This is a genomic window from Celeribacter sp. SCSIO 80788, assembly GCF_051054295.1.
In the GTDB taxonomy this organism is placed as follows: Bacteria; Pseudomonadota; Alphaproteobacteria; order Rhodobacterales; family Rhodobacteraceae; genus Celeribacter.
This window is the reverse complement of the sequence record NZ_CP150482.1, coordinates 130,894-157,186: the sequence shown is the minus strand read 5'-3', so window position 1 is coordinate 157,186 and position 26,293 is coordinate 130,894. Positions and strand designations below refer to the sequence as shown.

At 60.9% G+C, this 26,293-nt stretch carries 30 protein-coding genes; 10 read left to right on the top strand and 20 right to left on the bottom strand.

The window, feature by feature from the left end:
* Positions 1–1,353 carry a glutamine synthetase family protein gene (locus V1471_RS00930; RefSeq protein WP_434286384.1) on the top strand — a complete coding sequence of 451 codons (1,353 nt, stop codon included), beginning with the start codon at positions 1–3 and terminating at the stop codon, positions 1,351–1,353.
* A 163-nt stretch (positions 1,354–1,516) separates the two neighbouring features.
* A complete protein-coding gene (locus V1471_RS00925; RefSeq protein WP_434286383.1) occupies positions 1,517–2,719 on the top strand; it encodes a DegT/DnrJ/EryC1/StrS family aminotransferase in 1,203 nt (400 codons plus the stop codon).
* Positions 2,720–2,773: 54 nt separating this feature from the next.
* On the opposite strand, the gene V1471_RS00920 is transcribed toward V1471_RS00925, so the two are convergent.
* The 4 genes from V1471_RS00920 to phaC all read right to left on the bottom strand — a co-directional run bounded on the left by V1471_RS00920 (position 2,774) and on the right by phaC (position 7,030).
* Positions 2,774–3,718, bottom strand: a complete 945-nt coding sequence (locus V1471_RS00920; RefSeq protein WP_434286382.1) for a LysR family transcriptional regulator — start codon at positions 3,716–3,718, stop codon at positions 2,774–2,776.
* Between the two features lie 113 nt (positions 3,719–3,831).
* Positions 3,832–4,371 carry a polyhydroxyalkanoate synthesis repressor PhaR gene (phaR, locus tag V1471_RS00915; RefSeq protein WP_434286381.1) on the bottom strand — a complete coding sequence of 180 codons (540 nt, stop codon included), beginning with the start codon at positions 4,369–4,371 and terminating at the stop codon, positions 3,832–3,834.
* Positions 4,372–4,581: 210 nt separating this feature from the next.
* The gene (locus V1471_RS00910) at positions 4,582–5,025 is read right to left on the bottom strand and encodes a Phasin (RefSeq protein WP_434286380.1); all 444 of its coding nucleotides are present in this window, start codon (positions 5,023–5,025) and stop codon (positions 4,582–4,584) included.
* A 187-nt stretch (positions 5,026–5,212) separates the two neighbouring features.
* Positions 5,213–7,030, bottom strand: coding sequence for a class I poly(R)-hydroxyalkanoic acid synthase (phaC, locus tag V1471_RS00905; protein ID WP_434286379.1), 1,818 nt, complete (start codon positions 7,028–7,030; stop codon positions 5,213–5,215).
* A gap of 190 nt (positions 7,031–7,220) precedes the next feature.
* Here phaC and phaZ point away from each other — a divergent pair, with 190 nt between their 5' ends.
* On the top strand, positions 7,221–8,495 hold the full coding sequence (gene phaZ / locus V1471_RS00900; protein WP_434286378.1) for a polyhydroxyalkanoate depolymerase: 1,275 nt from the start codon (positions 7,221–7,223) through the stop codon (positions 8,493–8,495).
* 77 nt (positions 8,496–8,572) lie between these two features.
* Here the strand turns inward: phaZ and V1471_RS00895 are convergent, their stop codons facing one another.
* The 4 genes from V1471_RS00895 to V1471_RS00880 form a co-directional block, all read right to left on the bottom strand.
* Positions 8,573–9,412, bottom strand: a complete 840-nt coding sequence (locus V1471_RS00895; protein ID WP_434286377.1) for an OmpA family protein — start codon at positions 9,410–9,412, stop codon at positions 8,573–8,575.
* A gap of 179 nt (positions 9,413–9,591) precedes the next feature.
* Positions 9,592–10,305, bottom strand: a complete 714-nt coding sequence (locus tag V1471_RS00890) for an alpha/beta fold hydrolase (protein ID WP_434286376.1) — start codon at positions 10,303–10,305, stop codon at positions 9,592–9,594.
* A gap of 57 nt (positions 10,306–10,362) precedes the next feature.
* On the bottom strand, positions 10,363–11,130 hold the full coding sequence (locus V1471_RS00885; RefSeq protein ID WP_434286375.1) for an alpha/beta hydrolase: 768 nt from the start codon (positions 11,128–11,130) through the stop codon (positions 10,363–10,365).
* Positions 11,131–11,203: 73 nt separating this feature from the next.
* Complete coding sequence (locus V1471_RS00880) at positions 11,204–11,875, bottom strand: DNA-3-methyladenine glycosylase I (protein WP_434286374.1); 672 nt, start codon at positions 11,873–11,875, stop codon at positions 11,204–11,206.
* Between the two features lie 190 nt (positions 11,876–12,065).
* Here V1471_RS00880 and thrS point away from each other — a divergent pair, with 190 nt between their 5' ends.
* Positions 12,066–14,012, top strand: a complete 1,947-nt coding sequence (gene thrS, locus V1471_RS00875; protein WP_434286373.1) for a threonine--tRNA ligase — start codon at positions 12,066–12,068, stop codon at positions 14,010–14,012.
* Between the two features lie 133 nt (positions 14,013–14,145).
* Positions 14,146–15,582 (top strand): SLC13 family permease, encoded by a 1,437-nt coding sequence (locus V1471_RS00870; RefSeq protein ID WP_434286372.1) that lies wholly within the window; start codon positions 14,146–14,148, stop codon positions 15,580–15,582.
* A gap of 3 nt (positions 15,583–15,585) precedes the next feature.
* Here the strand turns inward: V1471_RS00870 and V1471_RS00865 are convergent, their stop codons facing one another.
* Both V1471_RS00865 and V1471_RS00860 read right to left on the bottom strand, forming a co-directional pair.
* Positions 15,586–15,954 (bottom strand): hypothetical protein, encoded by a 369-nt coding sequence (locus V1471_RS00865; RefSeq protein WP_434286371.1) that lies wholly within the window; start codon positions 15,952–15,954, stop codon positions 15,586–15,588.
* Between the two features lie 51 nt (positions 15,955–16,005).
* Positions 16,006–16,314 (bottom strand): arsenate reductase family protein, encoded by a 309-nt coding sequence (locus V1471_RS00860; RefSeq protein ID WP_434290839.1) that lies wholly within the window; start codon positions 16,312–16,314, stop codon positions 16,006–16,008.
* A gap of 247 nt (positions 16,315–16,561) precedes the next feature.
* Between V1471_RS00860 and V1471_RS00855 the strand changes: the two genes are divergently transcribed.
* Together V1471_RS00855 and V1471_RS00850 are read left to right on the top strand one after the other, a co-directional pair.
* Entirely contained in the window at positions 16,562–16,768 is a 207-nt protein-coding gene (locus V1471_RS00855; RefSeq protein ID WP_066704420.1) for a cold-shock protein, read from the top strand.
* A 79-nt stretch (positions 16,769–16,847) separates the two neighbouring features.
* Complete coding sequence (locus V1471_RS00850; RefSeq protein WP_434286370.1) at positions 16,848–17,483, top strand: GDSL-type esterase/lipase family protein; 636 nt, start codon at positions 16,848–16,850, stop codon at positions 17,481–17,483.
* Here V1471_RS00850 and V1471_RS00845 read toward each other — a convergent pair.
* The 4 genes from V1471_RS00845 to V1471_RS00830 all read right to left on the bottom strand — a co-directional run bounded on the left by V1471_RS00845 (position 17,458) and on the right by V1471_RS00830 (position 19,616).
* Complete coding sequence (locus V1471_RS00845) at positions 17,458–17,778, bottom strand: hypothetical protein (RefSeq protein ID WP_434286369.1); 321 nt, start codon at positions 17,776–17,778, stop codon at positions 17,458–17,460. The genes V1471_RS00850 and V1471_RS00845 overlap by 26 nt on opposite strands.
* Positions 17,779–17,896: 118 nt before the next feature.
* Positions 17,897–18,214, bottom strand: a complete 318-nt coding sequence (locus V1471_RS00840) for a hypothetical protein (RefSeq protein WP_434286368.1) — start codon at positions 18,212–18,214, stop codon at positions 17,897–17,899.
* A gap of 123 nt (positions 18,215–18,337) precedes the next feature.
* Positions 18,338–18,811, bottom strand: coding sequence for a dihydrofolate reductase (locus V1471_RS00835; protein ID WP_434286367.1), 474 nt, complete (start codon positions 18,809–18,811; stop codon positions 18,338–18,340).
* A 10-nt stretch (positions 18,812–18,821) separates the two neighbouring features.
* Complete coding sequence (locus V1471_RS00830; RefSeq protein ID WP_434286366.1) at positions 18,822–19,616, bottom strand: thymidylate synthase; 795 nt, start codon at positions 19,614–19,616, stop codon at positions 18,822–18,824.
* Positions 19,617–19,760: 144 nt separating this feature from the next.
* On the opposite strand from V1471_RS00830, the gene V1471_RS00825 reads away from it, so the two are divergent.
* A complete protein-coding gene (locus tag V1471_RS00825; RefSeq protein ID WP_434286365.1) occupies positions 19,761–20,183 on the top strand; it encodes a VOC family protein in 423 nt (140 codons plus the stop codon).
* Between the two features lie 69 nt (positions 20,184–20,252).
* Here V1471_RS00825 and V1471_RS00820 read toward each other — a convergent pair whose 3' ends face one another.
* Complete coding sequence (locus tag V1471_RS00820; protein ID WP_066704433.1) at positions 20,253–20,750, bottom strand: MarR family winged helix-turn-helix transcriptional regulator; 498 nt, start codon at positions 20,748–20,750, stop codon at positions 20,253–20,255.
* 139 nt (positions 20,751–20,889) lie between these two features.
* Positions 20,890–21,168: a succinate dehydrogenase assembly factor 2 gene (locus V1471_RS00815; protein WP_434286363.1), complete on the bottom strand. Its 279-nt coding sequence runs from the start codon at positions 21,166–21,168 to the stop codon at positions 20,890–20,892.
* 123 nt (positions 21,169–21,291) lie between these two features.
* Here V1471_RS00815 and V1471_RS00810 point away from each other — a divergent pair, with 123 nt between their 5' ends.
* Both V1471_RS00810 and V1471_RS00805 read left to right on the top strand, forming a co-directional pair.
* Positions 21,292–22,494: a pyridoxal phosphate-dependent aminotransferase gene (locus tag V1471_RS00810; protein ID WP_434286361.1), complete on the top strand. Its 1,203-nt coding sequence runs from the start codon at positions 21,292–21,294 to the stop codon at positions 22,492–22,494.
* Positions 22,491–22,895, top strand: coding sequence for a hypothetical protein (locus V1471_RS00805; protein WP_434286360.1), 405 nt, complete (start codon positions 22,491–22,493; stop codon positions 22,893–22,895). Before V1471_RS00810 ends, V1471_RS00805 begins: the two co-directional genes overlap by 4 nt.
* A 4-nt stretch (positions 22,896–22,899) precedes the next feature.
* On the opposite strand, the gene V1471_RS00800 is transcribed toward V1471_RS00805, so the two are convergent.
* The 4 genes from V1471_RS00800 to V1471_RS00785 form a co-directional block, all read right to left on the bottom strand.
* On the bottom strand, positions 22,900–24,258 hold the full coding sequence (locus V1471_RS00800; protein WP_434286359.1) for an MATE family efflux transporter: 1,359 nt from the start codon (positions 24,256–24,258) through the stop codon (positions 22,900–22,902).
* Positions 24,259–24,360: 102 nt separating this feature from the next.
* Positions 24,361–24,876 carry a lipocalin family protein gene (locus V1471_RS00795; protein WP_434286357.1) on the bottom strand — a complete coding sequence of 172 codons (516 nt, stop codon included), beginning with the start codon at positions 24,874–24,876 and terminating at the stop codon, positions 24,361–24,363.
* Positions 24,864–25,217 carry a hypothetical protein gene (locus V1471_RS00790; protein WP_434286356.1) on the bottom strand — a complete coding sequence of 118 codons (354 nt, stop codon included), beginning with the start codon at positions 25,215–25,217 and terminating at the stop codon, positions 24,864–24,866. Before V1471_RS00790 ends, V1471_RS00795 begins: the two co-directional genes overlap by 13 nt.
* 35 nt (positions 25,218–25,252) lie before the next feature.
* Complete coding sequence (locus V1471_RS00785; protein ID WP_434286355.1) at positions 25,253–26,293, bottom strand: aldo/keto reductase; 1,041 nt, start codon at positions 26,291–26,293, stop codon at positions 25,253–25,255.

The window sequence follows — 26,293 nt, the reverse complement described above, 5'->3', positions numbered from 1 at the left end:
ATGGAATTTCTCGACAAACTGCCGCAGGCGGCGCTGGACTTCATGGACGGGCGCAAGCTCGACGAGGTGGAATGCATCGTCGCAGACCTGTCCGGCATCGCGCGGGGCAAGGCCATGCCCGCGATGAAATTCGAAAAGCAAAAGCATTTCTACCTGCCGAACTCGATCTTTTTGCAGTCGATCAACGGCGATTGGGTTGAGGATGCGGATGCGCCCTTTACCGAACCCGACATGGTTCTGGTGCCGGATTTCGAAACCGCGACCGCCGCGCCCTGGACCGCCGACTGTACGCTTCAGGTGATCCACGATGTGCTCGACCAGAGCGGCCAGATGGTGCCGGTCGCGCCGCGCAACGTGTTGAAACGCGTGGTGCAGCTTTATCACGATCAGGGCTGGGAGCCGATCGTCGCGCCCGAAATGGAGTTTTTCCTCGTCGCCAAGAACACCGATCCGAACCAGCCGGTGGAACCGCCGATCGGGCGTTCCGGTCGGCGCGCGGCGCAGCGGCAGGCCTATTCCATGTCGGCGGTCGACGAATACGGGCCGATCATCGACGACATTTACGACTTTGCCGAAGCGCAGGGGCTTGAGATCGACGGCATCCTGCAAGAGGGCGGCGCCGGTCAGATCGAGATGAACCTGCGCCATGGCGATCCGGTGAAGCTTGCCGATGAGATGTTCTATTTCAAACGGCTGATCCGCGAGGCGGCGCTGCGTCACGATTGTTTCGCGACCTTCATGGCGAAACCCATTCAGGACGAGCCGGGCTCGGCGATGCACATTCACCATTCGGTGGTGGACATCAACACCGGGGAAAACATTTTCTCCAACCCGGACGGATCGGAATCCGAGGCGTTTCTGCATTTCATCGCGGGGCTTCAAAACCATCTTGCCTCGACGATTGCGATCCATGCGCCCTATGTGAACAGCTATCGCCGCTACGTCCGCGATTTCGCAGCCCCGATCAACCTCGAATGGGGTCGCGACAACCGCACCACGGGTCTGCGCGTGCCGATCTCCGGCCCTGAGGCGCGGCGGATCGAAAACCGTCTGCCGGGGATGGATGTGAACCCCTACCTGTCGATTGCGGCCTCGCTGGCCTGTGGCTATCTCGGCCTGATCGAGCGGCGCGAACCGCGGGCGGAATATATCGGCGACGCTTACGATTCCGCCGAGGGCATCCCGGAAACGCTGGCTTCGGCGCTCGACCTTCTGGAAAGCGCGACACAGATGAAAGAGGTTTTGGGCAAGGATTTCGTGCGCGTCTACACCACGGTGAAACGCGCCGAGAACGAAGCCTATCTTCAGGTCATTTCGCCTTGGGAGCGCGAGCATTTGTTGCTCAACGTGTGAGCCAAGTCACAGAACCATGGGAAGGGGGCCTCAGCGCCCCCTTTTTGCACGTATTTCTGTGAAGCTTTTGCGAAATTTCGCCTGCCGCCCGGCGAGGCAGTAGATTTTTGCGCGCACTATACTTACAGTTATTCCGAAAGAAGAATTTCAAAAAGGTGAAATCATGAGTCTCGGGCCCAATGTCTACGACGCCGAACCGATCCCCGAAGAAGCGCGCGCCATCGTCGAACAGCTTCTGAGCTCGGGCGATCTGTTCCGCTACACCGCGCCGGGCAATGCGCCTGTGACGCTGTTGGAGCGCGAATTCGCCGAGATGCTGGGCGCGAAATACGCTCTTGCCGTGGCCTCCTGCTCCGCCGCTCTGTTCCTGTCGCTGAAAGCCCTGAACCTGCCGCGCGACGCCAAGGTTCTGATCCCGGCCTTCACCTTTGCCGCCGTCCCGTCCTCCATCGTGCATGCCGATTGCAAGCCGGTTCTGGTCGAGTGCAACGACAATTACCGGATCGATCTGGACGATTTCCACGCCAAGATGGAAGACGCCGATGCGGTGATGATTTCCCACATGCGCGGCCATACCTCTGACATGGATGCGATCAAAGCCGCCTGCGACGCCAAGGGCATTCCGCTCATTGAAGACGCGGCGCATTCGCTCGGCACCGTCTGGGACGGGCAGAACATCGGCACCATCGGCAAGATCGGCTGTTTCTCCTTCCAGTCCTACAAGCTTTTGAACGCCGGCGAAGGCGGGATCATGATCAGCGACGATCCGGAGATCATGGCGCGCGCGATCATCATGTCCGGCGCCTATGAGCACAACTGGGCGAAGCACAATCCGCAGCGGGACAATGCGCTCTCCGCCGAATTCGCCAAGTGGCAAAACCAACTGCCGCTCTACAACACCCGACTGTCGAACATGTCTGCCGTGCTGGTGCGCCCGCAGTTGAAAGAGGTGCCGCGCCGTGTCGCCGACGGGCGTCGCAACCACGATTACACCGCCGCGCGTCTTGAAACCTCGCCGCATCTGACCGTGCCCGCGAAGCTCGACAAGGAGCTGCGTGCACCCGACAGCCTCCAGTTCAACCTCGTGGATTTCTCCCGCGAAGAGGCTCTGGCCTTCCAGAGCGCGGCGAAGGTGCGCGGCGTTTCAGTGCAGGTCTTTGGCCTCTCGACCGACAACGCGCGGGCCTTCTGGAACTGGCAGTTCCTGGGCGAAACGCCGGATCTGCCGAAAACCCGCGAGATGCTGTCGAAAGCCTGCGACACCCGGCTTCCGGCGCGTTTGACGGAAGAGGATTGCGATTTCATCGCCGATGCGCTTTTGGCGGCGGCCGAAGAGGTCAAGGGCGTGCGGGTCGCGGCCGAATAAGCCCACCCTGCCCCGCAAGACTTTGACGCCTCCCCGCCGGGGAGGCGTTTTGCTTTACAGAATCTTGAGATAACCGCCGAGCCACGGATAGGTCGCGACCACCGGATCGACCACCTGCGCCTGCAACAGCGGCCCCAATTGATCGGCCACCTCGCGCGCCATTTCCGACATGCCGTCGTGGCGCACGGTCAGCGAGATTTGCCGCGACAAGGGCGCGACCGGCAGGGGGATGGCCTCGATCTCGTCGGCATAGCGCCCGGCGTTGAGCACCCCCAGCGAAGACAGGATGGTCCAGCCCGTGCCGCCCGCCACCATGGCGATCATCGCGCGGTAACTGTCGAGTTCGAAGCGATGGGTGAGCGTCAGGCCCTGCATCGCGAGATGTTCGGCCAACATCCGCCCCATGGCATGACGGCGGGTGTATTGAATGAGCGGCAACTCCTTGACCGCCCCATGATGGCCTTTCGGCACCACGGCGACGAAAGGGTCCTGCAACAGCGGATGGCTTTCCGACCACTCCGCCCCGTCGCCCAGCTCGGCGGCGACGATCACGTCGAGCGCCCGGTTTTCCAGCCGGTCGAGCAGACGATGCGAGGGGCCGGTCTCCAATTCGAAGCGGGTCTCGGTCAACCGGTCGGCCATCTGGGTGATCAGCAAGGGGGTCACGGAGGATTCGAAATCCTCCACCATGCCGAGGCGCAGATGGGCGAGATGGCTGAGGTCCAGCCCGGCGATCTCGGAGCGCGCACGGGCGGCTTCCACCAGAATGCTCTGCGCGCGCCTGCGCAGCACCCGGCCCGCAGGCGTCAGCGACATCGGGCGTTCGCGACGGTTGATCAACTCGGTGCCCAGCGCGGTTTCCAGATTGGAGATCTGCTGCGACACGGCAGAGGGCGAGGCACCGAGACGCTTGGCCGCGGCGGACACGGACCCCTCTTCGGAGACCGCGAGAAACACCTCGACGCCCCAAAGCGTCAAACGTCCGACCTTGTCGCTCATATGCCCCCCGTTTCCTTTGCTGCTCTAAATACTCAATCAAATACCGGTGCAATCTGACAGAAAAAAGAAAACCCCGCAGCTTGCGGGGTTTGTCCGGGTGTCCTGCGACACGTTTACGACAGCTTGGACAGCTTGTCCTGAAGCTCGGCCAACTGTTTCTTGATCTCGCCGAGATCTTCGCCAGCCTCGGAAGCTTCCTGTTTCGGCGCGGACCAGTTTTTGCTCATCCCGCCGGTCATCGCCTTGATGAAGGCTTCCTGCTGGGCCTGAAGTGCCTCGAAACCAGGGATTTGCGGCATTTGCGTGCCGAAATTCTGCATCATCTGTTCCTGTCCCTGACGCAGCATCTCGAAGCTCTGCGCCAGAAACTGCGGCACGACGGATTGGATGTCGGTGGTGTAGCTGCGCACGAGATCGGTCAGCACGCCCAGCGGCAGCACGCTTTCGCCGCGGCTTTCGTGTTCGGCGATGATCTGCAACAGGTACTGGCGCGTGAGATCGTCACCGGATTTCAGGTCCACGATCTGCACGTCGCGGCCCTCGCGGATGAACCCCGCGATGTCTTCGAGTGTGACGTAATCGGAGGTCTCGGTGTTGTAGAGACGTCGCGAGGCATAGCGTTTGATCAGCAAAGGATCTTTTTTATCGGCCATCTGGGCTCCCCTCCCTTGGTGGCAATTTTATCGGCAATGCAGCAAGCCTATGCGAGCGATTTTCCAAAAGCAAAAGAAATCAGGACGTTTTTGTTACCGCAATCACCGTCAAGCGCCTCTGCACATGCGAAAACGGGCCCCGCAGATGGGAGCCCGTTCGCGATCCACGTTTCCAGGGAGGAGGAGAAACGCGGAGAGGTAAGGGATGCCTTACTTCGCAGTCGCTTTTTTCGCGGCTTTGGTCATCTCGTCGGTCGCTTTTTTCGCGGCGGCGGTCATGTCTTCGCCCATATCTTTGCCGGCAGCCATAACCAGCTCGATGGTTTCCATCTGGACCTTTTTCGCGACTTCGGCGAAGGCAGCCATGTTTTCGGCGGCCATTTCAGCCTGCACGGAGGCGAATTCGGTCATCGCCTTGGTGTAATCGGAGGGCTCTTCCTTGACGGCGGTCATCTCGGCGACCTTGGACAGGGTGTCCTTGGTCCATTTCGAGGACAGCTCGGTGGATTTCTCGGCGGCTTCGATGGCCACTTTCGAGAGTTTCTCGGCGAAGGAGGCCTGGGTTTTGAAGCTTTCCTGCATCGCGGACAGATCGAGCGGGAAGTTGCCCATCATGTCTTTCATCATCTTGGTGAAATCGTCGGTCTTGGCCATGTCACATATCCTTCTGGCTTTGGGTGCGAAAGCGGCCCGTCCCGGGTTTTCGCTGATCATACGCGCTTGGGCGTCATGCCTTTGCTGCGCTTGCAAGAAGAATATGTATGCTGCACCGCAGAAAATCAAGTGATTTATGCTGCGGTGCAGAAAAGCACCCAAAACTGCGTAGTCTCAGGAGGTTATCTCAGGGGGTGGCGGTCATCTTCACATAGGTGCCGGGCGCGTCCGCGAGGATTGCACGCCCCGAATCGCCCGGAACCCGCGCAGGCACCATCTTGCCCGACTTCGGTTTGAGCCAGGCCTCCCAGGTCGGCCACCACGAGCCCTTGTGGAATTCGGCCCCGGCCTGCCACTCCTCCGACGACAGAGTCATGTCGGGATTGGTGTAATGGCCGTATTTGCCTTTCGAGGGCGGATTGACGATCCCGGCGATATGGCCGCTCTCGGAGAGCAGGAAGGTCTTGTTCTTCGACCCCATCTGGCAAATGCCGTTGTAGGAGCTTTTCCACGCGGCGATGTGATCGGTCTCACAGCCGATGGCGCAGAGCGGCACGTTGACCTCGGAGAGATGCACGGTGCTGCCACAGACCTTATAGCCCACGGTGGCGAATTCGTCGCGCTGGGTCAGGCCACGCAGGTATTCCACCGCCATCTTGCCGGGGAGGTTCGTGGCGTCGCCGTTCCAGTACAGAAGATCGAAGGCGGGCGGCGCCTCCCCCATCATGTAGCTGCGGATCGCGGGCTGATAGATTAGGTCATTGGAGCGCAGATAAGAGAAGGTGCGGTTCATGTAGAGCGATTTCATGAGACCGGTGCGTTTCGCCTCCGCCTCGATGCCGTCGACGAAATCGTCGTCGAGGAAAACGCCGAACTCGCCCTGATCGGAGAAATCGGTCAGCGTGGTGAAGAAAGTGGCGGATTTGACCGAGGCGTCCTTGCGTTGCTTCATCAGCGCCAGTGTCAAAGACAGGGTGGTGCCCGCGATGCAATAGCCGATGACGTTGATCTTCGGCTCGGAGGTGATCTCCTTGACCTGTGCGATGGCGGTCAAAAAGCCCTCTTCGACATATTGGTCCATGCCGACCTCGGCGTAGCCCTCGTTCGGGTTGACCCAGGAAACGACAAAGACGGTATAGCCCTGATCGACGATCCACTTGATCAGCGAATTCTGTTCGCGCAGGTCGAGAATGTAGAATTTGTTGATCCACGGCGGGAAGAGCAGCAGCGGGATCTTGTGCACTGTTTCGGTCGTCGGCGCATATTGGATCAGCTCGAACATCCGGTTGCGGAACACCACGGAGCCTTTGGTCGTGGCGATGTTTTCGCCCAGCTTGAAGGCTTCCTTGTTGGCGAGATTGACGACCAACTCGCCGTGGTGATCCTCCAGATCGCGCACGAGGTTCTCCAGCCCTTTTACGAGGCTCTCGCCCTCGGTCTCCACCGCGTGCTGAAGCGCATCGGGGTTGGTGGCGAGGAAATTCGTCGGCGCCATCATGTTGATCAGCTGCTTGGTGAAATAATCCACCCGCTTGCGATCGTGCCCGTCGAGCAGTTCGAGATCGCTCACCGCGTCATGCAGGGCCTCGGAGTTCATCAGATATTGCTGTTTGAGGAAATTGAAGAACGGGTTGGTCTCCCAGAGCGGATTGCCGAACCGGCGGTCCTTCGGCGTCTCGTCGGGCGGCGGGGTCAGATTGCCCTGCGCCAGCCGGTTCTGCGCCTCGATGTAATGCCTGAGCGTCTTGCCCCAATAGCCCACCTGATGCTCGATCACCCGCGCCGGGTTGTTCATCATCTCCGCCATATAGGCGCTCGCGGCCTTGACGAAGAGCTCCTGCCCCGGCCCTTGCAGGGCGGGGGGAATCGGTTTCTTTTGTGCAAGTGCAGCGGCCAGACGCGCCGACAACTCTTCAATCTTCACGATATTCGCGTTGAGTTTGTCCAGATCCAACGTCTTTTCAGCTGTGTCCTCAGGCGTTTTGACCGCTCCATCCCCTGCCATCACGCGTCCTCCCAATATTTTGCACTTGCAGCATTGCCGTTTGCTGTAAGAGTATATTCATCACGATAACGGCAGAGTGAGCCCGTGGGAAGGCCGAACGAGGTCGCAGGCCCCCCACGCAAGCCGAGAGGACCCGGTCGAAAGGCCCGGTCGGATCAGGCCCCGACCTGACCGTCCAAAGGAGATGCACATGCGCTACATGGCCACCTATGACTTGATGGAAACGATCCGGAACACCAACCAGTGGCTTGGTGCCTCGGCGCAGGCGCTGGGGTCTTACCCGGCCGTAGCCATGATGCCGAACCCGGCATTCCAGTGGCTGCGCGCCTGGGGCGAGGTGACGGAACGCGCGTTTTCGCGCATGGTGACCAAGCCGGACTGGGGCATCGGGTCGGTCGTGGGCGAAGACGGGCGCGATCACATTGTCGATGTGGTGACCGAAGTGGCCCGGCCTTTCGGCAATCTGATCCATTTCAAGGTACAGGGTCGCGCCGAGATGAAACGCCGGGTGCTTTTGGTGGCGCCAATGTCGGGGCATTATGCGACGCTTCTGCGCTCAACCGTCGTGTCGCTTTTGCCGGATTGCGAACTTTATGTCACCGACTGGCACAACGCCCGCGACATCCCGGTCTCCGAGGGCAAATTCGACATCGAGGATTACACGCTTTACCTCGTCGATTTCCTCAAACATCTGGGGCCGAACACCCATGTGATCGCCGTGTGCCAACCGGCGCCGCTGACGCTCGCGGCCACGGCCTATCTCGCCGAGGAAGACCCGAAGGCGCAGCCGCGTTCGCTGACGCTCATTGGCGGGCCGATCGACCCGGACGCGACGCCGACCGAAGTGACGGATTTCGGCAACCGCGTGACCATGGGGCAGCTCGAGCAAGCGATGATCCAGCGCGTCGGTTACAAATACAAGGGCGTGGGGCGCAAGGTCTATCCGGGGCTGTTGCAGCTGTCCTCGTTCATCACGATGAACATGGACAACCACTCCAAGGCCTTCGCCGATCAGATCCAGCGCGTTGCCAAGGGCGAAGCGGGCGAGCATGACCGTCACAACAAATTCTACGACGAATATCTCGCCGTGATGGACATGACGGCGGAGTTCTACCTCTCGACCGTCGAGCGCATTTTCAAAGGGCTGGAAATCGCACAGAACAAATTCGTGGTGGCGGGCAAGAGGGTCGATATCGGCAAGATCACCGATGTCGCCGTGAAGACCGTCGAAGGCGAGAATGACGACATCTCCGCACCGGGCCAATGTGTGGCGGCGCTCGATCTCTGCACCGGGCTGCCGGACAGCAAGAAGGCCAATCACCTCGAACCGGGTGCCGGGCATTACGGGATTTTCGCGGGCAAGAGCTGGCGCAACAACATCCGGCCTCTGGTGCTCGATTTCATCGATGCCAATTCCGGGCCGCGGATTGTGGCCGGGAAAGACACCGAAGCGAAAGCGGGCTGAGGGCCCCCTTTCCCGATGCCGACGCTCCAAAAAGAGACGGGCCTGCCCGTCTCTTTTTCGTTCCGGATGTCTTCTGTTCAGCGGGCGACGATCTCGACCCGACGGTTGAGCGCCCGCCCCTCGTCGGTGAGGTTGCTGGCGACCGGCGCGAGCGGGCCGACACCGGCGGGCACGGCGCGTCCGGAGGCCACACCGAAACGCGCGCTCAGGGCATCGACCACAGATTGCGCCCGGCTGCGCGACAAGGTCAGGTTGCTGTCCAGCCCGCCGACACTGTCGGTATGGCCGACGACATAGATCTCGAGATCGGGGCGTTCGGCGAGCAGTTTCGCAATCTCGGAAAGCGCCTCGTCGGAACTCGGAAGCAGCACCGCGCTGCCGAAATCGAAATAGATGTTGTCGAGGGCGATCTTGCCTTCGGTGTCGATGGATTTGGCCATCGCCGCGGCGTCGATCACCTTGACCTGATCGGTCTCAAGCGCGGCGGTTTGCAGGATCTGCACATAGTGATTGCGGGGTTCGACGCCGACCGAGACATAGGCCGTGCCGCCCTCGTAGGGCATTTGCCCGGTGAGGTAGCGAATGTCGCCGCCAATGCCGAGGTTCATGCCGTTTTGCCAGCCCTGTGAGGACAGGTTGCCGCATTCGCCCCGGCTGCCGCATTCCCATTCGGTGACAAAGCCCCGCGCCGCAAGCGCCTGCTGGTAGTTGACGAGAATCTCAAGCGTCGAACGCCCCTCGGGATTGGCGAAACGACGCAAGAGCACCCGACCGCGCAGTTTTTCAGACAGCACATTGCCATCGGTAAATCCCGTGATCCTCTGAATCTCGCCAAAAGCCTCCTCGACACGATCCGGGACACGTTCCTGAGACCCGGCATAGGGTTCGACATCGAGCACGGAAACGGACTGCGCCATGGCCACAGAGACGCTCCCGAAAGACAGAAGAAAAATGCAGAAAGCTCTTATCAACATGAGCGCCCCCAATTCGGACCGAGTGTACTGAGAAACCGGGGCGGCCACAAAAGCCCCCCCTCGGAAAGGCTACGTCCGAACGGGGATTCCAACAATGGTTTGTTTAGACAGGTGCGCGCAGTTCAGCGCAGCACGAAGGGCGCCTCGGCCTCGAGCCATGTCTTGAGGGCGCGCGACACGCTTCGCGGCGCTTCCAGCATCGGCAGGTGACCGGCTTTCTCGATCAGCACGAATTCCGCGCGGGGCATCAGCTGGGCGATGAAATCCTGACGGCGCGGCGGGCTGATCGTGTCGGCGGCTCCGCCCATCACCAGAGCCGGAATGCGGGCGCGCCTGAGCACGTTCTGATGATCCGGGCGGCGTTGCAGGATGCGCGACTGGGTGAGATAGGCGTCGAGCCCCGCCTCCATCGCCATGTCAAGCCAATGATCTCGGATGGCGTTGCGATGCGGCCCTTCGTAAAGCGCGGTCGAGGGCAGTTCTTCGAGCAGAACCTCGCCGAAACGCCCGGTGCGGGCCTTGACCATGCGCGGCTCGCGGGCGGCGGCGGCATTGGGCGGCTCGGCCTGCGCGGAGCCGGAGATCAGCGCAATGCGGGTGACGCGGCCCGGCGCGCGGCGCAGGATTTCGGTGGCGACGGAGGCCCCGAGATCATGGCCCGCGACCGCAAATTTCGGCGGCGCGACGGCCAGAACCGCATCCGCCATCTCGGTGAGGCTTTCGCCCTGCAAGGGTGCGACCATCACCGCATGATCCCGGCTCAGATCGACGATCTGATCGGTGAACACACGTCCATCGGCAAGAAAACCGGGCAAAAGCACGAGGCTTTCGGTCATGAGGGCTGGTCCTGAGAACTCTGGTCCCTTTTCAAATGGCGCGACCTGCCGCGAAGGTCAAGCGGGTCGCACGGAACCGGCCGGGATCCGCCCTGTCACCTCGGTGATCGCCGCCTCGATGGTCGCGAGGCAATCCGGGGTCGAGAAGGAGTGATCGGCACCTTTCACGAGGGTGAGGCGGATGTCGTCGCCTGTCACATGGCCCAAGAGCCGGATCGCGGTTTCGGTGGACACGGAGGTATCCGCCGTACCTTGCAAAAACCGCACCGGGAAGGGCAAGGACAGCGCATCGCGCAGCACCAGTTGGCTGCGGCCATCCTCGATCAGACGTTTGGTGATCGGGTAATCGCTGTCATAGCCCGAAGGCATCATGACGACGCCGTCGCGGTTGAGCGTGGCGCGCTGTGTCGCGTCGAAGCCTGCCCAGAACCCGTCCTCGGTGAAATCCGGTGCGGCGGCGATGGTGACGAGACCTGAGACACGGTCGGGGATGCGTTTGCACATCAGAAGCGAGATCCAGCCGCCCATGGAGGAGCCGACGAGGATCTGCGGGCCGTCGGTGAGGGCCTCGATTATCGTCTGCGCGTCTTCGGCCCAATCGCCGATGCAGCCGTTTTCGAAGCTCTCCGAACTCTGACCGTGGCCGGAATAGTCGAAGCGCAGGAAGGGGCGCCCCTGAATGCGGGCCCAGGCCTCCAAGGCGATGGCCTTGGTGCCTTCCATGTCCGACATGAAACCACCCAAGAACACGATGCCCGGCCCGACGCCCGGCAGGCGGTGATAGGCGATCTTGCGCCCCGAAGGCGTGTCGAGAAAATCGGTCATGGCTGGCTCCCTGAATCTGCGCGCCCAGCATAGGGCCGGACGCAGAGATGCCAAGTCGGCTCAGGGTCGCATGTCAGGCGTCGATGCTCTGGGCCAGCACCCGCGAGATCGTGTTGAGTGTCTGGCCGGACTGTTCGCGCCAGGTGTTGAATGCCTCCTGCACGGCCTTTTTTGCGGCTTTCGAGGTCGGTGCCTTGTCGATCACGCCCTCGGCGATCAGCCGGGCCACGACGCTGTCGGACAGGATGAACCCATCGCGGCCACACCAGCGCATCGCCATCGCACCGGTGTTGCCGCCCAGACGCGCGCCCTCTTTTTTCAGCCAGTCCAGAAGGTCGAAATACTCTTCGGCGGGCCAATAGGCGATCTTGTTGCCAAAGCCGCCATTCTCGGCGCTGACCTTGGCGATGAATTTCGCATTGTCGACCACCGCCTTGATTTTCGGCGCGGATTTGATCAGACGCGCGTCTTTCGTCAGCGCCGCGATCTCGTCTTCGGAAAGCCCCGCGACATAGGCCACATCGAAACCGTGGAACGCTTCCTCGATGCCGGGCCATTTGCCCTCGACGACCTTCCACGACATACCGGTTTGGAAAATATGTTTGGCCATTTCCGCAAGCCAGACCGCGTCCGGCGTCGCGGCCATTTCATGCGGAAGTTTCGGGATATAAACGTCGCGAAGAACCTCTTCCGCCCCACCTTTGCGTTCGGCGGCGATAGCAAGAATTTCGTCATAAGTATGCATGTGAATCTCCTGATGTCGGACAGAGAAAGATTGCTGCCCGGAATGGCTACAATCAAGAAAACTCGTGTAACAATTGGATGTTAAAAGCCTGTTTGCAATTGACATAGGCAGATCTGCGCGCGAAAAGCGCGACACATATATACCCGCAACCGGGCGCTTGGTAGGCGCCAAACCGACGAGGAGAGCCGACATGGCACCGATTTCTCTCACATTCCCCGATGGCAATTCGCGCGAGTTTAATGCTGGCGTGACCCCTGCCGATGTGGCCGCAAGCATTTCGAACAGCCTTGCGAAGAAAGCGATCTCCGCGTCCGTCAACGGTCAGCACTGGGACCTCCAGTGGCCGATCAACGAGGACGCAAGCATCGCGATCAACACCATGCAGGACGACGCCCCCGCGCTCGAACTGATCCGTCACGACCTTGCGCATATCATGGCGCGGGCGGTGCAGGAGCTTTGGCCCGATGTCAAAGTGACCATCGGCCCGGTGCGCGACAATGGCTGGTTCTACGACTTCGACCGGGCAGAGCCGTTCACGCCCGAGGACCTTGGCGCAATCGAGGCGAAGATGAAGGACATCATCAACGCCCGTGAGCCGGTCAAGACGGAGATTTGGGGCCGCGACGAGGCGATTGATTACTACAACGCGCGCAATGAGCCGTTCAAAGTCGAGCTGGTGAACCGCATTCCCGAGGGCCAGCCGCTTCGGATGTACTGGCATGGCGACTGGCAGGATCTCTGCCGCGGTCCGCACCTCCAGCACACCGGGCAGGTTCCGGCGGATGCGTTCAAGCTGACCCATGTGGCGGGGGCCTATTGGCTCGGCGACAGCACGCGCCCGATGTTGCAGCGCATCTATGGCGTGGCCTTCAAGAACCGCAAGGATCTGAAAGCCTGGGAAATCATGATGGAAGAAGCCGCCAAGCGCGATCACCGCAAGCTGGGCAAGGAGATGGACCTCTACCACATGCAGGAAGAGGCCCCCGGTCAGGTGTTCTGGCACCCGAACGGCTGGAAAATCTACACCACGCTTCAAGACTACATGCGTCGTCAGCAGGAGCGTGACGGTTATGTCGAGGTGAACACGCCGCAGGTGGTGAACCGCAAGCTCTGGGAAGCCTCGGGGCATTGGGACAACTATCAGGAAAACATGTTCATCGTCGAAGTGGACGAGGATCATGCCCGCGAGAAAACCGTCAACGCGCTGAAACCGATGAACTGCCCCTGCCACGTTCAGGTGTTCAATCAGGGTCTGAAATCCTATCGCGACCTGCCGTTGCGGATCGCGGAATTCGGGTCCTGCAACCGCTACGAACCCTCGGGCGCGCTGCACGGGATCATGCGGGTGCGCGGCTTTACCCAAGACGATGCGCATATCTTCTGCGAGGAAAAGGACATCGAGGCGGAGACCAAGAAGTTCATTGAGTTTCTTGCGAAAATCTACTCCGACCTCGGGTTTGACGACTGGGAGATCAAGCTGTCGACGCGGCCCGAGAAACGCATCGGGTCGGAAGAAAGCTGGGATCACGCCGAGGAATCGCTGGGCAATGCCTGTAAGGCTGCGGGCTATGATTTCGAGATTCAGGAAGGCGAAGGCGCGTTCTACGGGCCGAAGCTTGAATTCGTTCTGACCGACGCGATCGGGCGGGCGTGGCAATGCGGCACGTTGCAGGTCGACCCGAACCTGCCGGAGCGACTGGATGCGAATTACATCGGTCAGGACGGCGCGAAACACCGTCCGATCATGTTGCACCGGGCCGTGCTTGGCTCGTTCGAGCGCTTCATCGGCATCCTGATCGAGAACTCGGCGGGGCACCTGCCGTTCTGGCTTGCGCCGCGCCAGGTCGTGGTCGCCTCCATCGTGTCCGAGGCCGACGATTATGTGAACGCGGTCGTCGCGCAACTGAAAGCCGCAGGCGTGCGCGCCGAGGCCGACATTCGCAACGAGAAGATCAACTACAAGGTGCGCGAGCACAGCCTCGGCAAAGTGCCGGTGATCCTCGCCGTGGGCGCGCGGGAGGTCGAGGAAAAGACCGTCACCGTCCGCCGCCTCGGCCAGAAAGAGACCGCCGTCGCAGCGCTTGACGAGATCGTCGCCGCGCTGTCGACCGAGGCACTGGCCCCCGATCTGGCCTGAGCCTTCTCAGCACAAAAAATGCCGCGCGTCCCTTCGGGGGCGCGCGGTTGTTTTGTCGCATCCGGCAATCCTGCACCTTGGCCTCCCCGATGAAGGCGTTACACTGAACGTCAGGCCAGCCGGAAGCAGGGATATGACCGAACAGAAACCACAGATCGCGCGGCTCATCGCCCTTTTGCTCGGGCCGCTACTGGCCATCGTGCTGCTCTGGATGCCGGTGCCCGCCGGCATGACCCCGGAAGCGTGGCGGCTCATTGCGGTGACGCTCTGGATGGTGATCTGGTGGCTGTCGGAAGCCCTGCCGCTTTCGGCCACCGCCCTCCTGCCCATCGTGATCTTCCCGGCGCTCGGCATTCAGCCCACGGGCGAGGTCAGCCGTCATTACGGCAATCACCTGATTTTCCTCTTTCTCGGTGGCTTTATCCTTGCCGCCGGGATGCAGCGCTGGGGGGTGCACCGGCGGATCGCCCTTGCCATTGTCGCCGCTGTCGGGTCCAGCCCGAGCCGCATCATCATGGGCTTCATGCTGGCCACCGCCTTTCTGTCGATGTGGATTTCCAACACCGCCACCGCCGTGATGATGTATGCCGTGGGCGTCTCTATCATAGATTTCATCGACGAACGCGTGCCGGACAAGACGCAGGTGGACCGTTTCGGCATCGGCCTCATGTTGTCCATCGCCTATTCTGCTTCCATCGGAGGCGTCGGCACGCTGATCGGCACGCCGCCCAATGCGCTTCTGGCCAGTCTGTTGTCGGAAAACTACGGCATCGAGATCGACTTTTTCACCTGGATGCTGATCGGCATTCCCGTTGTCATCGTCATGCTGCCCCCGGCCTATCTGCTTTTGACGCGGGTGCTTTTCCCGGTCCATGAGATGGAACTGAGCTCGGTGCAGAGGGTGATTGCCGAAGAACGGGCGCTGCTTGGCCCGATGAAAACCCCCGAACGCCGCGTTGCGATGATCTTTGCCGGGGCTGCCTTTCTCTGGATCACCCGCAGTTTTCTCGGCCTACCGATCGACGATTCCGGCGTCGCCATCCTCGCCGCCCTCGCGCTTTTTGCCCTGCCCGCCGAGCGCGGTGCGCCGCCGCTGCTCGACTGGTCGGTGTCGCGCGATCTGCCCTGGGGGGTGCTCTTGCTGTTCGGCGGCGGGCTGGCGATTGCGGGCGGGTTCGAGGCCAGCGGCCTGGCGCTCTGGATCGGCGAACAGGTCGGACAGATGGGCGATGTGCCGCTCTGGCTGCTTGTTCTGATCGTCGCCGTGGCGATCAAATTCCTGACCGAGATCACCTCCAACACCGCCTCCACCGCCACCTTCCTGCCGGTTCTGGGCGCGGTGGCGCTCGGCCTTGATGTCAGCGTGCTCTGGCTGACCGTGCCGGTGGCTCTGGGGGCCTCCATGGCCTTCATGATGCCCGCCGCCACGCCGCCCAATTCGATCATCTTCTCCTATGAAAAGCTGACGCTGAAACACATGATCAAGGCGGGGTTCGCGCTCAATATCCTGAGCACGGCGGTGGTGTTTTTCGCCTCATGGTGGCTGATGCCTCTGGTCTTCGGGCTGTGAGCTTCAGAAATGCGCCTTCGGCTCGTCGGGTTTGCCCGCAGCCAAGGCAAGCAGTCCGCCCAGCACACAGAAGCCCAGCGGGAACATGGTAAAGACGTTGAAGCCAAAACCGTTGTACATCAGGGCAGCGGCCACCAGCATCAGCACCCCGCCCCAGAGCGCCCGCGCCCGCGCCATGGCACCGCCCGCGATGGCGAGAATCGGCGCGAAGAAACTCGTGGCCCGGATCAGATCGACGTTTCGGACCTGTTCAAAGAGCCCCTCGACCTCGCCCCAGTGATCAATGGCTTCGGTGTAGCCGTAGCTGAAAAAACCGACGAGCATGGCGAGCACGCCGCCGAGAATGCCTAAAACCAGAGCTGCGTTGCGCATCTCATGTCTCCTTGCCTGTGTTCTGCTCAGATAGGGATGTGCGAACGGAGATTAAAGAAGCGCCGCCTGCACATCTTTGCCCCAACCGAGATAGAGCGTGCCGTCGCGGTCGATCACCGGGCGTTTCATCAGGGTCGGATGATCCGTCAGCAAATCGAGCGGATCGCGGGCGCGTTCCGCCTCCGACAGACCCCGCCATGTGGTGGAGCGGGTGTTGACCAGCGCCTCGCCAAAAGCGGCATGGAATCGCTCGAGTTGCGCGCGCGACAGCGGCGTCTCCCGGATGTCCGTCAGCTCCACCCCCAGCGTTTTCACGGCTTTTCGGCAGGTATCACAGGTCTTGATCCCGTAAATCAGCATCATTTCGCTCTCCTCAATGGTCCATTTTGTGGCGCTTTGACGGCTTTTCAGGCAAATTCGCCTGTCCGCCCCGACTGTTACGATTTTGTCGCTTGCCTTTATACGCACTTTCTTCACACTCGAAAGCGTGACTGCTGACTTTCGAACGACCGCTCCTTTTCTATGGGGCAGCAGGAAGACTTGGAAGACCTGGCTGCACCGGCCCGTCGCACGTTGCGGCGGATGAAACGACAAGGAGAGACGGGATATGCCCACCGGCACCGTAAAATGGTTCAACACCACCAAAGGCTACGGCTTCATTGCCCCCGATGATGGCGGCAAGGACGTTTTTGTCCATATTTCCGCGGTCGAGCGCGCCGGCATGACCGGCCTCGCGGACAACATGAAAATCGGCTACGAGCTGCGCGAAGGCCGTGACGGCCGCGCCTCTGCAACCGAGCTTCAGGCGCTCTGATCCGTTTCAGACGGACATCTGATTGAAATTCGGCGGTTCCGCGCATATGCCCGGGACCGCTTTTCATATGGAGACCGCAATGCCCACCATTCTCACCTTCGGCGACAGCAACACCCACGGTACGCAGCCGATGCGGGTCCGTCCCTCGGACCTGCCGCGTCTTGCACGCCGCTGGCCGGTGGCGATGGCGGAGGCTCTGGGCTGGGATCTGGTCGAAGAGGGGTTGCCGGGGCGGACATTCGCCTTCCCCGACCCGGAGATGGGGCCGCATATGGACGGGCGTCTGGGATTGTTTATGGCCTTGGAAAGCCATGGGCCGATCGATGCAATGACCATCATGCTCGGCACCAACGATCTCAAAGCCCATTTCGAGGCCGATCCCGAGGACATTGCCGAGGCCTGCGGTTTCCACCTCGATGTGGCGCTTTCCGAAGAGATGCAGGCGCGCCATGGCGGGTTCGAACCGATCCTGATCCTGCCACCGCGACCTCATGCGGCGGGCTGTCTGGCGGAGAGCTACGTGGGCGCGGCGGAGAAGGCAGAGGCGGTGCAAGCCGCGATGCGCGCCGAGGCGGAGGCGCGCGATGTGGCGGTGTTCGACGCCAATGAGGTGATTTCCGTCTCCGATCTCGACGGCGTGCATTTCGATGCCGCCGCCCATGAGGTGCTCGGTCGTGCGGTTGCGGAGTTCATCCTTTCGGAGATTGAGGCGTAGGATCGGGAGCGGTCATCTCCCAATAGTCCCCCATGGCAAGGATACAAACCCGCCCCTCGGCGTAACTTTGCACCAGGGTCCAGTCGCCATTGGCCGGATTGGTCCAGAGCTCCATAACCGCCTCCGGCCCGCGCAGACCGGCACCCGTTTTCACCACGCCGAACTGACGGGTCAGTTTCGCGTGAATCTCGTCCTGCGCCCCGCACAGGACCTCAGCGATCAGATTTTGTGCCCCGGCTTTCCCGCCCTGCCCCGCCCCCAGAGCGATCACGGCGGCAGCAAGAAACCCATTCATTCGGATGCTCATACCCCGAATGTAACATCAAAATGACAGTCGGCATTGGAAAATATGCGCGAATGCGCAGATCTCGCCCCCTCCCCCAAGAAAAACCCCGCGAAACGCGGGGAGTCTTTCAGTTGCCGCCTATCACGATCGTGTCGGGCGCATAAGTTGCGGGCGGCGGGGGCGGCGTCATCGCGGAGGTCTCGACCGGGGCCGCGGGGTGCGCGGGCACCATCGGGCGCGGAGCGGCGGCAGGCCCAGCCATGGTCGGACGCCCACAACTGATGCCATCGAGCCCCATCACCGGCTGCAAGCCTGCGGGGCAGTAATTGGCGCTGGCCCCGGTGTAGGCGACGGTCGGCACGGTGTAGCTATAGGGCTGTGTGCCTTGGGCAAAGGCCGGTGCGGCAACAAGGGTTGCGATGGCGGCGAGAACGGATCGTTTCATCACTCATACTCCATGGTGGGCTTGGCCGAAGCCTAGCCCCCTGCGGCATATGCAGCAAGTTTTGGTTCATTCGCGCGAAGGATTGTTGCCTCAGTCAGGACAATCTACACCCCAAAGGCGGATTTACCGCACCCACTCCACAACCTCACAGCGCGGCGCCGCGTCGCGCAGCACCATGCGGGAGACCTCGCGCCAGTTCGTCGGATCGAAGGCCGGAAACCATGTGTCCGCCCCCTCGACCACCGTGTCCACTTCGGTGATCAGCAGACGGTCGGCCAGCGGCAGCATGGCCTTGTAAATCCCGTAGCCGCCCATGGCGTAGATCCGTGCGCGGCCCTCCGACTTGGCAAAGGCAATCGCCTCCTCGACTGAGGGAAAGATATGCTCGTGATCGACGCCGTGGCTGGACACAACGAGATTGAGACGGTTTTTCAACGGCTTGAACGGCAAGCTGTCCCAGGTGTGACGTCCCATGATCACCGCCCCCCCCATGGTTTCGCGCATGAAGAACCGCATGTCCTCCGGTGCGTCCCAAGGGATGGTGTTGTCCTTGCCAATGGCCCCGTTGCGGTCGCGGGCGGCGATGAGCGAGATCATGCGCGCGCCCTCAAACCGCCACCGGCGCCTTGATCGCCGGATCGGGGTCGTAATCGAGAATTTCGATGTCTTCGAATTTGAAATCGAACAGGTTCTTCACATCCGGGTTGAGCCGCAGTTTCGGAAGCGCCTTGGGCGTGCGCGACAGTTGCAGGTTCACCTGATCCATGTGGTTCGAATAGATATGCGCATCGCCGATGGAATGCACGAATGTGCCGGGTTCATAGCCCGTGACCTGCGCCAACATCGCCAGCAACAGCGCATAGGAGGCAATGTTGAACGGCACGCCGAGGAACATGTCGGCGGAGCGCTGATAGAGCTGGAGATGCATCTTGCCGCCGAGGATTTTCACCTGCCACAGAGTATGGCACGGCGGCAGGGCCATATTGTCGACCTCCGCCGGGTTCCAGGCGGAAACGATCAGACGGCGGGAATCGGGGCTTTTGCGGATCGCGGTCAGCAGGTTTTCGGTCTGATCGATGGGACCACGCTCATGCCCCGGCCATTTGCGCCATTGCGCGCCGTAAACCGGCCCGAGATCCCCGTTCTCATCCGCCCATTCGTCCCAGATCGAAACACCGTTCTCCTTGAGGTAGCGAATATTGGTGTCGCCCGACAGAAACCACAGAAGTTCATGGATAATCGAGCGCAGGTGCAGCTTTTTCGTGGTGACCATCGGGAAGCCCTCGGCCAGATCGTAGCGCGCCTGAAGCCCGAAATAGGACGTCGTGCCCGTACCGGTGCGGTCTGTCGTGTCGACCCCATGGGCCAGAATGGTTTTGAGCTGATCGTGGTATTGCTGCACGTCGCATCCCCCAAGATGTTGTGGGTTCCGGGAGTCCAGTCATACAAATGCAAAGGGGGTTCGCCAAGCGGCAAGCGCGCAAAAACGTGGAATTTGCCAAATGAAAGGCTAGAGTTCGGACAAAGACAGACAGGAGGAAGCCGCATGCGCTATCTGCACACGATGGTCCGGGTAAAGGATCTTGAGAAAACCATGGCGTTTTTCGAGCTTTTGGGGCTCAGGGAAATCAGACGCATGGACAGCGAGGCCGGGCGGTTTTCGCTCATTTTCATGGCCCCCGAAGGTCAGCCGGAATGCCCTGTCGAGTTGACATATAATTGGGACGGCGACGAAGGGCTTCCGTCGGACAGCCGTCATTTCGGCCATCTGGCCTATGAGGTCGAAGATATTTACGCGCTCTGCCAAAAACTGATGGACGCGGGCGTGGTGATCAACCGCCCGCCGCGCGACGGGCATATGGCCTTTGTGCGCTCGCCGGACAATGTGTCGATCGAGCTTTTGCAAAAGGGCGACCGCCTTGCCCCCACCGAGCCTTGGGCCTCGATGGAAAACACCGGACACTGGTGAGGCTGACACCAGAGCCAAACGCCTCCCACATCGGGGAGGCGTTTTACATCGCGAAGCCAGATAAATATCTTAATAAATATACCGAATTTGATCGGCCCAGTAACGTTCGACCCGGCGCAGGGAACTGTTGATGTCTTCGATGCCCTCCGACGAGATGACGCCCTTGCCCTGAAGCCCCTCGGCATGGCGGGCGAAAAGATCGGCGACGGTGACACGCACATGGTTGCCCTTGTCGGTCAGTTTGACGCGCACGGAACGGCGATCGATTTCGCAGCGCTGATGGTGCATATAGCCCATGTCCACCAGTTTCTTGAGATTGTAGGACACGTTCGAGCCCTGATAATAGCCGCGGGATTTCAACTCCCCGGCGGTCACTTCGTTCTCGCCGATGTTGAACAGCAAAAGCGCCTGAACGGCGTTGATTTCGAGAATGCCGACCCGTTCGAATTCATCCTTGATCACGTCGAGCAACAGCCGGTGCAAGCGCTCGACGAGCGAAAGCGCCTCAAGATATTGCGACATGAAGGGGGTTTCGACCGGTTTTACGAATGTTGAATGCATGCTCATCTGTCACTCCGCCAAAGGCTCATCGGAGGCAGATTGCCGCGAATTTCCCAAAATATAGTTAAACCGCGCAAATTTCTCGAATCGTCGCAAATTGACGGAAAAATTGCATGGAGTATGCGCCGGTTTTGGTAAGGGGATCTTAACCCTTGATGCCCCAGGTGGCGTGATCGGCGGAGGCGATGAGTTTGTCGAGCATTGGCTTGATCGCCTCGGGCACGGGTTTCAGACCCGTCGCATAGGACAAAAGGTCCTGATCGTGCTCATCCATCAAAAGCTCGAACTCGTCGAGCTCGGCCTCGTTCATGCTGGCAAGATGGGCGTCGGCATAGCCACCGATCAAAAGGTCCATTTCCTTGATCCCACGCCGCCAGGCCCGGATTTTCAGACGTTTGCGGCGAATGTCGATGGTCTCAGTCATGGTACTCTCCGGTGATCGCGGGCTTTTTGCACGCATTGGCGCTTTATCGCAAGGGGACGTCTTGGCGGCGAGCCGGTTTTGACGCTATCACTACGGCGATCTAACGCAAATGGACTCATGACCATGCCCTTCCTCTCTGAAACGCTCTCCCGTGTGAAACCCTCCCCGACCATCGCCGTGACCAACAAGGCGCGCGAGCTGAAGGCTGCGGGCAAGGATGTCATTGGCCTCGGTGCCGGTGAGCCGGATTTCGACACGCCCGCGAACATCAAGGCGGCGGGCATCCGCGCCATCGAGGAAGGCAAAACGAAATACACCGCCGTGGACGGGTTGCCGGAACTGAAAGAGGCGATCTGCGCCAAGTTCAAACGCGACAACAACCTCGATTACGTGCCCGCGCAGGTCTCCGTGTCGGGCGGCGGCAAACAGGTGCTTTATAACGCGCTGGTGGCGACGCTGAACGCGGGCGACGAGGTGATCATCCCCGCGCCTTACTGGGTGTCCTACCCGGATATGGTCTTGCTCGCGGGCGGTACGCCGGTGGCGATCGAGGGCAAGCTGGAGAATGGTTTCAAAATCACCGGCGAACAGCTTGAGGCCGCGATCACGCCGAAGACCAAATGGTTTATCTTTAACTCGCCCTCGAACCCGACGGGCGCGGGCTATTCCAAGGAAGAGCTGAAAGAGCTGACCGACGTGCTGATGAAACATCCGCATGTCTGGGTGATGTCGGACGATATGTATGAACACCTCGCGTTTGACGGGTTCGAATTCTGCACCCCCGCCGAGATCGAACCGGGTCTTTATGAGCGTACCCTGACCGTGAACGGCGTCTCGAAAGCCTATGCGATGACCGGCTGGCGGATCGGCTATGCGGCGGGTCCGGTGGAACTGATCGCGGCGATGCGCAAGGTGCAGTCGCAATCGACGTCGAACCCCTGTTCGATTTCGCAATACGCGGCTGTCGAAGCGTTGAACGGACCGCAAGATTTCATCGCCTCCAACAACGCCGCCTTTGTGCGCCGTCGCAATATGGTGGTCGAGATGCTGAACGCCGCCGAGGGCATCACCTGCCCGACGCCCGAGGGGGCGTTCTACGTCTACCCGGACATCTCCGGCTGTCTGGGCAAGACCTCCGCAGGTGGCGTGAAAATCGAAAACGATGAAGACTTCGCCTCTGCCCTTCTGGAAGAAAACGGCGTCGCGGTGGTGTTCGGCGCGGCCTTTGGCCTGTCGCCCAACTTCCGCGTGTCCTATGCCACTTCGGATGAGGCGCTGAAAGAGGCCTGCACCCGCATCCAAGCCTTTTGCAAAGGGCTGAAATGAGCGTCGATCTCCCCGAATATTACTTCCGTGTCCGTGAAAACGGCGCCTTTGTGTTCCGGGTGGACACGGAAAACCGTCAGCGCCGGATCGAGATGGAACAGATCGCGGCGGTGAACGTGAAAAACGGGGAGATCAAACCGCATGGCGGGCGGGAGCTGACGCCCGAGGATCTGCGCGTGATCGAGGAGTGGATCGCGGCGCGCGTGGCGCTTTTGGCGCAGCGCGACATCGACGACATCCACCGCGCCATTGATTACCTCAACCTGACGGCGCACTGGGTTCAAACGCGGGCGACCGACGAGCAGTTGGAGAACGTCACCGACGCGCTTTTGCTGGCGATGCATGACCTGCGCACGGTTCTGGTGCGCAAAAAGGCCGACCGGATTCTGAACAAGAGCTAAGGCCTTAGCCCGCCCGCGAGATATGGGATTTCTGCGCCCAGAAGCGGTAGCTCATGGTGGCCCAAGCGGTGGTCAGGCCGAAGACAAACCCCATCCAGACGCCCGTCGCACCCCAGTTCAGCACAAAGCCGAAGATATAGGCCGCTGGCAGGCCCAAAATCCAATAGCTGAAGGTCGCAAGCCACATCGGCACGGCCGTGTCGTGCAGGCCCCGAAGCAGGGACAGAGCGACGACCTGACCGCCGTCGGAGAACTGCTGCGCCGCGGCGATGACGATGAGCGTGCCGCCGATGGCAAGCACCTGATCGCGGGCGGGTTCATTGGGGGCGATGAACAGCCCGATGAGGAAATCCGGCACAAGAATGAACAGCAGAGACGCCAGACCGGCCATCACCAGCGACATGACGACGACGACCCGCGCCCCCTTGCGCAGATCGGCCTCATCGCCGCGTCCCATGGCGTTGCCCGCCCGGATCGTCCCGGCCTGCGACAGGCCGATCTGGGCCATGAAGACGATGGCCGTCAGTTGAAGCACGATGCCGTGGGCGGCAAGTGTTTCGGTCCCGATCCAGCCCATCATCAGGGCGGCGGCATTGAACAGGCCAACCTCGGCGAGCGAGGTCAGACCGATCGGCACGCCCATCCTGAACACGGTTCGGAACATCGCCCAATCCGGGTTGAACGGGTTGCGGAACAGATCGTTTTCCGGCGTCGCCTTGGCGGCATAAAGGGCCAGCACCCCGAGCATCACGAAGCTGACGATCAGCGAGGCAATGGCAGACCCCAGAACCCCCAGCTCCGGTGCACCGAAATTGCCGAAGATCAGGAGGTAATTCAGACCCGCATTCAGGATCACCGCTCCGACCACAGCAAAGAGCACGACGCGGGTGCGTTCGAGCGCGGAGAAATAGCTGCGGAAGACGGCAACGATGAGCGCCGGGAACATTTCGATCCCGGCGACGGCGAGATAGGGGCGGGCCTGAGCGGCGATATGCGGTTCCTGGCCGAGCATGACGAGAATATCGTCGGAAAAGCCGAAAATAGGATAGATCAGAACGCCCGAGAACACCGACAGCCAGATCGCCATCCGGGTGGCGCGGCGCACGGTCGTGCTGTCGCCCCGCCCCGCCGCCGTGGCAACCAAAGGCATGACGGCAAAGGCAAATCCCGCGAACAGGATGAACAGGATGAACCAGAAGCCGGAGGCCAGCACGAGGGCTGCAAGTTCATCGAGCCCGTACCAGCCCATCATGATGACATCGGTCATATGCACCGCGAATTGCGCCAGTTGAGAGCCCGCCAAGGGCAGCCCAAGAGCGAGGATTTTCTTTGCGTGCTCGAAATATGTGCGTTCCATGATCATGGCACGGCCTATAGGCGGGTTTTTCCAAACCGCCTAGTCAAAAATTTTGCAGTTCCCCATCAGCAACGATGAAGAGAGAAATCTCGCCGATCTTTCCTGAGGTTATCGACGGCGCGCCGGGCGCAACCGGCTGATGTCGTAGCCGTTCCATTCGAGGATTCCCTCGACGGCCAGTTTGCGGTCCGGCGGCAAGACCATGTCGCGCGACAGCACATGCGCCTGACCGGAGAGGTATCCGATCACCGCCGTGTGGTATTCCGCATCGACCCACAAGACCCAGAATTCGTCGCCCGCAAAGGCAAAACGCCCCGGCCCGACCTGCCGCGCAAGACCCTGACGCGGATGACCATCGGCGCAGGGGCCTTCGGTCACCATCAGATCGCCGGTTTTCTGGCGGGTAAACGTCACCGCCCCGATCACGCAGGAGGCGCCTTCGGGGACGAAAGCCGCCACCTCGTACCAGCGCCCGGAGAATTTCTGCGTATCGAGCGCGGCGATGGACGACATATTGGCCGAAGGATCACGATAGCCCGTGACGTTTGGCGCGGGCGCCATGCATCCGCTCAGAAGCGCCAGAGACAGCGCCGCAATCCATCCGCGAGAGATCAATCCACGCACAGGCTCACCTGCCGCCCATCGGCGTCCAGAATGTCGTTACAGCCGAACAAAGGCGTGACCGGCGAACAGCTCCGCGACCGGGCGAGACAGATGTTGCTCGAACAATCTGTGGATTTGGAACAGGACTTTCCGGCATCCTTCGGAGTTGTGAAACAGGTCATGAAACCGCCGAGCCCGGCGGCGCGAAACTCGCCGCCTTGCGCCTCGCAGGCCGCTTTTTCGCTCTCTGACGCTTTTGGGTTATACCCCGCGAGGCCATAGCCCGCATCCGGCTCCGGCGTCTCGGCCTGACAGGCGGTCAACGCCAGTGCGACAAGCACCGGCAAAACGAATTTACGCATACTCGATCAGTCCTCGACAGGGCTTAGACAGGGGCTCAATAGGGCAGCGGATGTGCCTTATGGAGTTTCTCGATCTCCTTGAGCAGCTCCGCGTCGAGTGCAATATCGCGCGCGTCGAGAGATTTCTCAAGCTGTTCGACCGAGGTCGCGCCGACGATCGGCATGGTGTCGAAAGGCCGTGTCAGGGTCCAGGCCACGGCCATGGTCGCCGGATCGATCCCATGTTTTTGCGCAAGCGCAACATAGGCGCGCTCGGCGGGCCAAGTGCGCTCGGCGACACGGCCGCCGAGATTGCCGTTCAAATCCATGCGCGAGCCTTTCGGCACCACGGTGCCGCCCTCGTATTTGCCGGTCAGAAGACCCGCCCCCAGAGGCGAATAGGCCAGAAGCGTGATCTCCTCATGCACCGCCAGCTCCGCCAGATCGAGGTCATAGAGACGGCACATCAACGAATATTCGTTCTGGATCGACTGCATCCGCGGTGCGCCCATTTCGGTCGCCAGCCGCAGCCATTCCGACATGCCCCATGCGGTCTCGTTCGAGGTTCCGAATTCGCGCACTTTGCCCTTTTTCTGCAAGCTCGTCATGACCTCGAGCACGCCGCGCATATTGTCTTCGATCTCGGCCTTGGAGGGCTGCTTCGACGGATCGAACCGCCAGTTCTGACGGAAGTGATAGGAGCCACGGTTCGGCCAGTGAAATTGGTAGAGATCGACATAATCGGTCTTCAGGCGTTTGAGACTTGCATCAAGACGCGCCTCGAGATTGGAGGCCAGAATGCCCTCTTCGTTGATATTCCCGGACCCTGCGATTTTCGAGGCGATCACCCAGTTCTCGCGCCCGCCGCGTGCGGCAAAATACTGACCGACGATCTCTTCGGTGTCGCCCGCCGTCTCCTTGCGCACCGGGTTCACCGGGTACATTTCGGCAGTGTCGATGAAATTGATCTCGACCTCCTTGGCCCGGTCGATCTGGGCATGGCCCTCGGCCTCGGTGTTCTGGCTACCCCAGGTCATCGAGCCGAGGCAAATTTCGGAAACCAGAAGATCGCTGCGGCCGATTTTGCGCATTTTCAT

Bases quoted from the DNA above. Each gene is read 5' to 3' on its own strand.
- phaC (WP_434286379.1), bottom strand. From the start codon at position 7,030: ATGGCAGGGGATGGAGCGGTCAAAACGCCTGAGGACACAGCTGAAAAG.
- V1471_RS00920 (WP_434286382.1), bottom strand. From the start codon at position 3,718: ATGAGCGACAAGGTCGGACGTTTGACGCTTTGGGGCGTCGAGGTGTTT.
- V1471_RS00895 (WP_434286377.1), bottom strand. From the start codon at position 9,412: ATGGCGCAGTCCGTTTCCGTGCTCGATGTCGAACCCTATGCCGGGTCT.
- V1471_RS00880 (WP_434286374.1), bottom strand. From the start codon at position 11,875: ATGCATACTTATGACGAAATTCTTGCTATCGCCGCCGAACGCAAAGGT.
- V1471_RS00850 (WP_434286370.1), top strand. From the start codon at position 16,848: ATGCCCACCATTCTCACCTTCGGCGACAGCAACACCCACGGTACGCAG.
- V1471_RS00925 (WP_434286383.1), top strand. From the start codon at position 1,517: ATGAGTCTCGGGCCCAATGTCTACGACGCCGAACCGATCCCCGAAGAA.
- V1471_RS00785 (WP_434286355.1), bottom strand. From the start codon at position 26,293: ATGAAAATGCGCAAAATCGGCCGCAGCGATCTTCTGGTTTCCGAAATT.
- V1471_RS00885 (WP_434286375.1), bottom strand. From the start codon at position 11,130: ATGACCGATTTTCTCGACACGCCTTCGGGGCGCAAGATCGCCTATCAC.
- V1471_RS00815 (WP_434286363.1), bottom strand. From the start codon at position 21,168: ATGACTGAGACCATCGACATTCGCCGCAAACGTCTGAAAATCCGGGCC.
- V1471_RS00840 (WP_434286368.1), bottom strand. From the start codon at position 18,214: ATGAAACGATCCGTTCTCGCCGCCATCGCAACCCTTGTTGCCGCACCG.
- phaR (WP_434286381.1), bottom strand. From the start codon at position 4,371: ATGGCCGATAAAAAAGATCCTTTGCTGATCAAACGCTATGCCTCGCGA.
- V1471_RS00825 (WP_434286365.1), top strand. From the start codon at position 19,761: ATGCGCTATCTGCACACGATGGTCCGGGTAAAGGATCTTGAGAAAACC.
- V1471_RS00790 (WP_434286356.1), bottom strand. From the start codon at position 25,217: ATGCGTAAATTCGTTTTGCCGGTGCTTGTCGCACTGGCGTTGACCGCC.
- V1471_RS00855 (WP_066704420.1), top strand. From the start codon at position 16,562: ATGCCCACCGGCACCGTAAAATGGTTCAACACCACCAAAGGCTACGGC.
- V1471_RS00910 (WP_434286380.1), bottom strand. From the start codon at position 5,025: ATGGCCAAGACCGACGATTTCACCAAGATGATGAAAGACATGATGGGC.
- V1471_RS00890 (WP_434286376.1), bottom strand. From the start codon at position 10,305: ATGACCGAAAGCCTCGTGCTTTTGCCCGGTTTTCTTGCCGATGGACGT.
- V1471_RS00930 (WP_434286384.1), top strand. From the start codon at position 1: ATGGAATTTCTCGACAAACTGCCGCAGGCGGCGCTGGACTTCATGGAC.
- V1471_RS00820 (WP_066704433.1), bottom strand. From the start codon at position 20,750: ATGAGCATGCATTCAACATTCGTAAAACCGGTCGAAACCCCCTTCATG.
- phaZ (WP_434286378.1), top strand. From the start codon at position 7,221: ATGCGCTACATGGCCACCTATGACTTGATGGAAACGATCCGGAACACC.
- V1471_RS00810 (WP_434286361.1), top strand. From the start codon at position 21,292: ATGCCCTTCCTCTCTGAAACGCTCTCCCGTGTGAAACCCTCCCCGACC.
- V1471_RS00865 (WP_434286371.1), bottom strand. From the start codon at position 15,954: ATGCGCAACGCAGCTCTGGTTTTAGGCATTCTCGGCGGCGTGCTCGCC.
- V1471_RS00800 (WP_434286359.1), bottom strand. From the start codon at position 24,258: ATGATCATGGAACGCACATATTTCGAGCACGCAAAGAAAATCCTCGCT.
- V1471_RS00835 (WP_434286367.1), bottom strand. From the start codon at position 18,811: ATGATCTCGCTCATCGCCGCCCGCGACCGCAACGGGGCCATTGGCAAG.
- V1471_RS00845 (WP_434286369.1), bottom strand. From the start codon at position 17,778: ATGAATGGGTTTCTTGCTGCCGCCGTGATCGCTCTGGGGGCGGGGCAG.
- V1471_RS00860 (WP_434290839.1), bottom strand. From the start codon at position 16,314: ATGCTGATTTACGGGATCAAGACCTGTGATACCTGCCGAAAAGCCGTG.
- V1471_RS00870 (WP_434286372.1), top strand. From the start codon at position 14,146: ATGACCGAACAGAAACCACAGATCGCGCGGCTCATCGCCCTTTTGCTC.
- thrS (WP_434286373.1), top strand. From the start codon at position 12,066: ATGGCACCGATTTCTCTCACATTCCCCGATGGCAATTCGCGCGAGTTT.
- V1471_RS00805 (WP_434286360.1), top strand. From the start codon at position 22,491: ATGAGCGTCGATCTCCCCGAATATTACTTCCGTGTCCGTGAAAACGGC.